Raw genomic sequence first — 285 nt, 5'->3', positions numbered from 1 at the left:
GCCTATTGGCCGTGCTCTATTTGACTACTGGATATTACAACGTAAGACAGATCCAGTGCTGCCACCTTCTGCTGATGAGCTAAAAGTTATTAAACGCCAAAAAGCTTTCGAAAAAGCCATGCGTGATGCCATTCGTGATAAAGAAGCAAAAGCCTTGGAAGAAAAAGAAGCCGCGGAAGCCGAAGCGGCAGCAGCGACATCTGAGTAACTATGACTTCTTGGCCCAAGTAGCAGCCTTTATCATAGTCCATGCCGCCGCGTTGATGTAGACGCAGCTCTTGCGGT

At 48.1% G+C, this 285-nt stretch carries 1 protein-coding gene and 1 pseudogene; one reads left to right on the top strand and one right to left on the bottom strand.

From position 1 onward, the window contains the following. Positions 1 to 208, top strand: a 208-nt coding sequence (locus SB725_RS30775) for a hypothetical protein (RefSeq protein WP_410923152.1), incomplete at its 5' end; no start/stop codon positions are given. Between the two features lie 10 nt (positions 209 to 218). Here SB725_RS30775 and SB725_RS30770 read toward each other — a convergent pair. Continuing rightward, a pseudogene (locus SB725_RS30770) lies at positions 219 to 275 on the bottom strand (hypothetical protein); the annotation flags it as partial. Positions 276 to 285: the final 10 nt, after the last annotated feature.

Origin of the sequence: Pseudomonas sp. SIMBA_041 (genome assembly GCF_046535095.1) — a bacterium.
GTDB lineage: Bacteria > Pseudomonadota > Gammaproteobacteria > Pseudomonadales > Pseudomonadaceae > Aquipseudomonas > Aquipseudomonas mucoides.
The sequence above is the reverse complement of the archived record's forward strand: the minus strand, read 5'-3'. Positions and strand labels throughout refer to the sequence as shown.